Annotated in this window: 2 protein-coding genes and 1 pseudogene; all 3 read left to right on the top strand. The window is 67.7% G+C overall.

What is annotated here, in order from left to right:
- A partial coding sequence (locus tag T432_RS08960) for a potassium-transporting ATPase subunit KdpA (RefSeq protein ID WP_162150138.1) occupies positions 1-604 on the top strand: 604 nt, incomplete at its 5' end.
- Positions 605-733: 129 nt separating this feature from the next.
- Positions 734-1,387, top strand: coding sequence for a potassium-transporting ATPase subunit KdpC (gene kdpC / locus T432_RS08965; RefSeq protein ID WP_010883955.1), 654 nt, complete (start codon positions 734-736; stop codon positions 1,385-1,387).
- Between the two features lie 5 nt (positions 1,388-1,392).
- A pseudogene (locus T432_RS08970) lies at positions 1,393-1,723 on the top strand (two-component system sensor histidine kinase KdbD); the annotation flags it as partial.

Here is a 1,723-nt window from a genome sequence, read left to right on the forward strand (position 1 = left end):
GCAAATGATGCTGAACAACGTCTTCGGCGGCAAGGGCGTGGGCTTTATCAACTTCGTGCAGTACCTGGTGCTGGGCGTGTTCATCGCCGGGCTGATGGTGGGCCGCACTCCCGAATTCCTGGGCAAGAAAATCGAGGCCAAGGAGGTCAAGCTGACCATGCTGGCCGTACTGGCGCACCCGCTGAGCATCCTGGGCTTCACCGCGCTGGCCTGCGTGCTGCCGGGCGCCCTGAACTCGCTGAACAACCCCGGCCCGCACGGCTTTTCCGAAATCCTGTACGCCTACACCTCCGGCACCGCCAACAACGGCAGCGCCTTTGCCGGCCTGAGCGCCAACACCTTCTTCTACAACCTCACCATCGGCCTGAGCATGTTGATGGGCCGCTACCTGACGCTGCTGCCGATGCTGGCGGTCGCGGGGATGCTGGCCGCCAAGCGGCGCGTGCCCGCCGGCTCCGGCACCCTGCCCACCGACACCGCGCTGTTCGGCGCCCTGACCGTGTTCGTGATTCTGATCGTGGGCGCCCTGACCTTCCTGCCCGCGCTGACGCTGGGCCCGGTCGCCGACCACCTCCAGATGCTGCGGGGCGTGGTGCTGAAGTAACCCCTCACCCTTCCGCCGCTGGCGCGGCTCCCTCCCTCTCCCAAGGGGAGAGGGCCTTGCAAAGCGAGGGGTGAGGGGTCTTTGATCGCCCACCCACACCGCTAAAACCACCTCCAAGGAGTAATCAAAATGACCACCCCTAATGCCAACCTCCAGAACTCCGCCCCCCTCCCTGCCGAGCGCCCCACGCCGCTGCCCCGGCTGCTGCTCAGTGCACTGCTGGCCGCCGTGCTGTTCATGCTGGTGTGCGGCCTGGCCTATCCGCTGCTGACCACCGTGGTCGCGGGCGCCGCTTTCCCCAATCAGGCGGGCGGCAGCCTGGTGACCCGGAACGGCCAGGTGGTCGGCTCGGCGGTGCTGGGCCAGAACTTCACTGCGCCGCGCTACCTGCATGGCCGCCCCTCCATGACGAGCAAGACCGACGGCAGCGGCCCCGAGCCCTACAACGCCGAGAACTCCGGCGCCAGCAACTGGGGCCCCACCAACGCCAAGTTGCAGGGCGCGGTGCAAGGGCGCATCGCCGCCTTCCGCCAGGAAAACGGCCTGGGCGCGGACGTGCCGGTGCCGATAGACGCCGTGACCGCCTCGGCCAGCGGCCTGGACCCCGACGTGACGCTGGCGACGGCACTTTTGCAGGTGAACCGGATTGCTCAGGCGCGGGGCATGCAGCCCGCCGGGGTGGAAAAGGTCATCCGAGCCCACCTGAAAGGCCGTGATCTGGGACTGCTGGGCGAGCCGCGCGTGAATGTGCTGGCGGTGAATTTGAGCCTGGACGGGCAGTAAACACGATGTCCGAACCCATCCGCCTGACCCTCCCCCGCGACTCGCAGTCGCCACAGCCTGAGCGCGGCACCCACCGCATTTTCATCGGCATGGCGGCGGGCGTGGGCAAGACCTACCGCGCCCTGAACGAGCTGCGTGAGCGGCTGGAACGCGGCGAGGACGCGCTGGTCGGCGTGCTGGAAACCCACGGGCGGCGCGAAACCCTGCAGGCCGCCGAGGGCCTGCCCGTTTTTCCCCGGCGCGAGATCGTGCATGGCAACGTGACCCTGAGCGAACTCGACGTGGAGGGCCTGATTGCCCGCAACCCCTTCATCGTCCTGATTGACGAACTGGCCC

This window comes from Taylorella asinigenitalis ATCC 700933 (genome assembly GCF_000687755.1).
Taxonomy (GTDB): Bacteria; Pseudomonadota; Gammaproteobacteria; order Burkholderiales; family Burkholderiaceae_B; genus Taylorella; species Taylorella asinigenitalis.

Bases quoted from the DNA above. Each gene is read 5' to 3' on its own strand.
- kdpC (WP_010883955.1), top strand. From the start codon at position 734: ATGACCACCCCTAATGCCAACCTCCAGAACTCCGCCCCCCTCCCTGCC.